Source organism: Noviherbaspirillum sp. (assembly GCF_035944575.1).
Taxonomy (GTDB): Bacteria; Pseudomonadota; Gammaproteobacteria; order Burkholderiales; family Burkholderiaceae_D; genus Noviherbaspirillum.
In genome coordinates, this window is record NZ_DASZBA010000041.1 from 1 (window position 1) to 5,158 (window position 5,158).

Annotated in this window: 5 protein-coding genes; 3 read left to right on the forward strand and 2 right to left on the reverse strand. The window is 60.0% G+C overall.

Annotated elements, in window-relative coordinates:
* Positions 1-1,746: glycoside hydrolase family 15 protein (locus tag VGU61_RS02595; RefSeq protein ID WP_326857541.1), on the reverse strand; the 1,746-nt coding region annotated here is incomplete at its 3' end.
* 345 nt (positions 1,747-2,091) lie between these two features.
* Between VGU61_RS02595 and VGU61_RS02600 the strand changes: the two genes are divergently transcribed.
* Positions 2,092-2,568: a DUF2231 domain-containing protein gene (locus VGU61_RS02600; protein WP_326857542.1), complete on the forward strand. Its 477-nt coding sequence runs from the start codon at positions 2,092-2,094 to the stop codon at positions 2,566-2,568.
* 38 nt (positions 2,569-2,606) lie between these two features.
* Here the strand turns inward: VGU61_RS02600 and VGU61_RS02605 are convergent, their stop codons facing one another.
* Positions 2,607-3,020 carry a CopD family protein gene (locus tag VGU61_RS02605; protein WP_326857543.1) on the reverse strand — a complete coding sequence of 138 codons (414 nt, stop codon included), beginning with the start codon at positions 3,018-3,020 and terminating at the stop codon, positions 2,607-2,609.
* A 155-nt stretch (positions 3,021-3,175) separates the two neighbouring features.
* Between VGU61_RS02605 and coxB the strand changes: the two genes are divergently transcribed.
* Both coxB and VGU61_RS02615 read left to right on the forward strand, forming a co-directional pair.
* The gene (coxB, locus tag VGU61_RS02610) at positions 3,176-4,165 is read left to right on the forward strand and encodes a cytochrome c oxidase subunit II (protein ID WP_326857544.1); all 990 of its coding nucleotides are present in this window, start codon (positions 3,176-3,178) and stop codon (positions 4,163-4,165) included.
* The coding region (locus VGU61_RS02615; RefSeq protein ID WP_326857545.1) for a cbb3-type cytochrome c oxidase subunit I at positions 4,165-5,158 on the forward strand (994 nt) is incomplete at its 3' end. The genes coxB and VGU61_RS02615, both read left to right, overlap by 1 nt.

A 5,158-nucleotide genomic window follows, 5' to 3' on the forward strand; every position in this document is an offset into this window, starting at 1 on the left:
CTGCGGGAAATTGCCGAGCATTTCATCGGACTGTATATCGTATTCCTCCGCAAACAGGCCAAGTTCATTGCCGCAGGACAGTGCCCTTTCGTAGTACTCCATCGCCTGATCGGTTCTGCCCTGACATGCCAGGCAGGCTACGAGCCAGAAGGTGCAGGGGAGGAAAGTGCCTTCCGGTCCCTCGAGACCGTCCGGGCCGCGGTAGCGCAACAGCAAGCCGTCCCTGTTCAGATCGCTGCAAAGCGCATCCACCGTTCTCAGCATGCGCGGGTCGTTATAAGCAATAAAGCCCACCCTGGGCAATAGCAGCAAGGCCGCATCCAGTTCATTGCCGTCAAACGCCTGCACGAAGACGCCGCGCTTGCTGTCATAACCCCGCGTTTCAATGGCGGTACGGATTTCCTCCCGAATGGCGATCCATTGCGCGACAGGCACGTCAAGCGACTTTGCCTCGGCAAACTGTATGCCGCGATTCATCGCGACCCAGCACATCACCTTGGAATGTACGTAGTGAAGTGGTTCGCCCCGGACTTCCCAGATTCCGTGATCCGTCTCCGACCAGCGCCGGCAAACCGTCTCGACCACCGTCACCAGAAAGTCGAGGTAGTCCGGGTCCGTCGGGTGGCCGCTCCGATGCCACTGCCAGGCCATTTCCAGCAGTTCGCCATACATGTCGAGTTGCGACTGCCGCGCCGCCGCATTGCCGATGCGGACCGGACGCGATGCCCGATAGCCCTCGAGCCAATCCAGTTCGACCTCGGTCAGGCGCCTCTTGCCGTCAACTCCGTACATGATCTGCAACTGCTCGGCGCTTCCGGCGGAACTGCGCTGTGTGAACTGGTGGAACTTGTCCGCTTCGCTGACGTAGCCCAGGTCATGCAACGCACGGATGGTGAAGACCGAATCGCGCACCCAGCTGAAGCGGTAGTCCCAATTGCGTCCGCCACCGATCCACTCGGGCAGGGAGGTGGTCGAGGCGGCGGCGATTGCGCCGGTCGGTTCGTAGGTCAGCGCCTTCAGTACGACGGTTGAGCGGATCGTCTGCTGATCGAGCCGGCGGGAAGATTCATGCAGACGTGCCGACCAGTCGGACCACCAGCGAAGCGTGGTATGAAGATAGCGATCGAGCGCCTCCGGTTGTACCGAATGCCGCGTGATCGCGGCATCGATTCTTTCGGGGAACTCGAACTGGACCGCAAGGCGCAGGCGTTCGCCGGCGCGGATTCGGACGTTGCCGGACAATTCGCGATGCTGCACCAGCTCAAGCGGCGTATCCGAATGAATGATCAAGCCCTGATTGCTGCCGATGGCGGTGTATATGCCTGATGCACGGCGCTGTACATGGGGAATGATTTCGCCGTAGTCGAAACGCGGAACGATCTCCACCCGCATCTCGACCTCGCCGCTGATTCCGTCAATCAGCCGTACGAGGTCAAAAGGCGGGTTCTCAGGCGCGTCGGCGTTCATCGCAAAAAAATCGGTCAGCCGGACTTCGCTCCGTCCGGTGGAAAAAACCGTCTCGAGAATCATCGATCCATCGATATAACGCCGGGTCGATGTATAACCGGGAGCAGCGGGTTCTATCTGGCAATGCCCTCCCTTGTCCCAATCAAGCAGCCGGCCAAAGCAGGTATCGTCATCGACGCGGGGCATGCAGCACCAGTCCACGGAACCGTAGCGGGAGACGAGGGCACTGCAATGGCAATCACTCAGCAGCGCATAGTCGCGTATCGGCGGATATCTCATCGTGCCTCCGTTCCCGGAGAGCGAGAAACGGCGGAGGCCGACGAGGCGCGGCTCATGCCCGGTCGACCGGGTGCGGTCGGTATGTTGCGCAATATCATGGCTTTCCCCTCCAGATGCGTTAAAACACGCATGATGCGTGCCACCGTTCTTCAGGGAATGCATGGTGCCCGCACTTGGGATGGCAATGCATTTGCCGACGGCGGGCAATACTGGCTCACAGCATGCCATCGTAAAAACACCAGCCGTCCGGGAAATTTTGCAAAATGCACCGGAGTATCTGCTGAACGAGCCGTTCGGCCGGTAGTCCATTAATTTGTGAATAGTGATACACGCACTGAAGTCCTGATGAAAAACCCTTTGCTGACCAAGCCGCCCGAAAGCACGCGAAGCTTCGTTGCCATCGCGGGACACCCTCTGCATCCGATGCTGGTCGCCTTTCCCATCGCCTACGTGATCGGGGCGCTCGCCAGCGACGCGGCATTCTGGTGGACTGGCGATCCTTTCTGGGCGCGGGTATCGGTCTGGATCATCGGTGCCGGTCTGCTGATGGGCGGGATCGCCGCGATTGCAGGCATGCTCGATTTCTTGATCGTTAAGGAAATCCGCCGGCATGTTACGAGCTGGAGTCATTTTCTTGCGGCAGTCATGATGCTTGGCATAACCGCTGCCAACTGGTGGCTGCGGGTGCCTGACCGGGAAGGAGGCGTGCTTCCATGGGGAATATTCCTGTCGGCTGTCAGCGCGGTGGCGCTCAGTTTCGCGGGCTGGCTAGGCGGAAGGCTGGTATTCGACCACAAGGTCGGCGTCGGCGAGGATGAGTGATATCCCTGATATTGGGTTGCCTTCGCCCCGGCCGGCGGCTAGAAGGGTTTGGCCGTCACGAGCGTGATGATCCCGGTAATCAACAGCATGGGAACAAGGGGAAGAGCCCGGTAGAAAAACAGTCTGCGCCGGACATGCTTGCGCTTGAACTCGGCCATCAGGGTGCCGCAATACACATGGTAGAACACCATTAACAGGACCAGTGCAAGTTTGACGTGGAGCCACCCCCCGGTGAAGCCCCGCTCGAAAATAAGCCAGATGCCGGCAAACACGGCGAGCAAAGCGCTAGGTGTCATTACATGTGCATAAAGTGTCCGTTGCATGAGGATGGCCGACTGTCGGGCATCCGTATCCTCATGGGCGGCCTGGCGCACGAACAGCTGGGGAAAATAAAGCAAGGCCGCGGACCAGATCAGCAGGAAGGCGATATGGGTGGATAGCATGAATGACATGATGATTCCTCGCGTGGAAGAAACTTCGATATACGGGTGCCACAGGGCGGAGCGGACAGCGACACGGGCAGTGCCGTCGCGGCGTTTCTTCGCCCCGGAATAATCCGCAACCACCCGCCTCGATGCAAAGAATACCGACAAAAGTGACCGATCACTTGAGCAATAAGCAAACCAGCGTCCTGGCTGCCATGTCAATGGGCCTGCTGCTCGGCGGCTGTGGCGGCGTTCAATCTGCGCTGGCGCCGCACGGACCGCAGGCGCAAGCGATTGCGAAGATCAGCTGGGTCATGTTCGGCGGCGCCGCAGTCATATTGCTGCTCGTCATGGCGCTGTCGCTATATGCGATCTACCGTTCACCTGAAAAGCGATGGAAGGCAAACGCAACCGTCATGGTCCTTTGCGGCGGTGTGGCCCTGCCGGGCATAACCCTATCCGCGCTTCTGGTCTACGGCGTTCATGAAATGGGAAGCCTGCGCGCCGCACCCTCCGCGCCCGCCGCCGAGATCGAGGTGATCGGCAACCAGTGGTGGTGGGATGTGCATTACCGTGGCCCGGATGGACGTGTCATAAAGACTGCCAATGAACTACGCATCCCCGCCGGACAGCCCGTCATGGTGCGCCTTCGGTCCAATGACGTGATTCATAGCTTCTGGGTGCCGAACCTGGCCGGGAAAATCGACCTCGTTCCCGGACGCATCAACCATATCGTTCTTCAGGCCGATCAGACCGGGCTGTTCCGCGGCCAGTGTGCGGAGTTCTGCGGCGCCCAGCATGCACGCATGGCCTTCCATGTAATCGCCGAGATGCCCGACGCATATGCCGCATGGCTTGCCGGTCAGGGCGAGCCGGCGCGCACACCGGACGACGCGGTAGCCCTGCGGGGGCGCGACGTGTTTCTGGCGCATTGCGTTTCCTGTCACACGGTCAGCGGCGTCGGGGTGGCCCGTGGGCGCGGCCCCGACCTGAGCCATGTCGCAAGCCGCAAGTTCATCGCTGCGGGCATGGTGGAGAACAACCGCGAGAATATGGTTGCGTTCATTGCCCGCAGCCAGGAAATCAAGCCCGGCAGTCTAATGCCCTCGCACGCCCATCTCGGCGAGGAGGCGATCGATGCCATCGCACAATATCTAGGAACCCTGAAATAATGCCGCCTGCATCCCGCTCCGCCGACAACGCTCCCGACGACGCCGGTGCGGCCGCGCTGCATGAGCGGCTGGAGCGGATCTGGTTCAATCCTTCCGGGTGGGGCGCCCTGACAGCCGTCAATCACACCACCATCGGCCTGCGATTCATGATCACGGGCTTCATCTTCTTCCTGATCGGCGGCGTGCTGGCGATGCTGATCCGTACCCAGCTCGCCTTCGCCGGGAATGATGTGCTCGATCATCGGACCTACGCCCAGGCCTTCACGATGCACGGCACGACGATGATGTTCTTCTTCGCCGTGCCGATCATGGAAGGATTTGCCGCTTACCTCATTCCGAAAATGATAGGCGCGCGCGACCTGATCTTCCCGCGCTTGTCGGCGTTCGGTTACTGGTGCTACCTGTTCGGCGGCATCCTGCTGTTTTCCAGCTTCTTCGTCGGTGCGGTGCCGGACGGCGGGTGGTTCATGTACGTGCCGCTCAACAACCGTGCGTTTTCTCCCGGCATGAATGTTGATTTCTGGCTGCTCGGCGTCACCTTTGCTGAAATATCGGCGGTGGCGGCCGGCGTCGAACTGATCGTTTCCATCCTGAAGACCCGCGCGCCGGGGATGGCGCTGCACAAGATGCCGCTATATGCGTGGTACATCCTAATCACCGCTTTCATGATCGTGTTCGGATTCCCACCCCTGATTCTCGGCAGCATACTGCTTGAAATCGAGCGTGCATTCGGACTGCCCTTTTACGACGTGGCGAAAGGGGGAGATCCGCTTTTATGGCAGCACCTGTTCTGGATTTTCGGGCATCCGGAGGTGTACATCATCTTCCTGCCTGCAGCCGGACTGGTCACCACCATCCTGCCCACCTTCGTGCAAAAGCCGATCGCCGGATATACCTGGGTGGTGCTTGCCGTGATCGCGACCGGCTTCATCAGCTTCGGGTTGTGGGTGCATCACATGTTTACCGTCGGCATACCGTTGCTGTCACTCGCCT

Bases quoted from the DNA above. Each gene is read 5' to 3' on its own strand.
- VGU61_RS02600 (WP_326857542.1), top strand. From the start codon at position 2,092: ATGAAAAACCCTTTGCTGACCAAGCCGCCCGAAAGCACGCGAAGCTTC.
- VGU61_RS02605 (WP_326857543.1), bottom strand. From the start codon at position 3,020: ATGTCATTCATGCTATCCACCCATATCGCCTTCCTGCTGATCTGGTCC.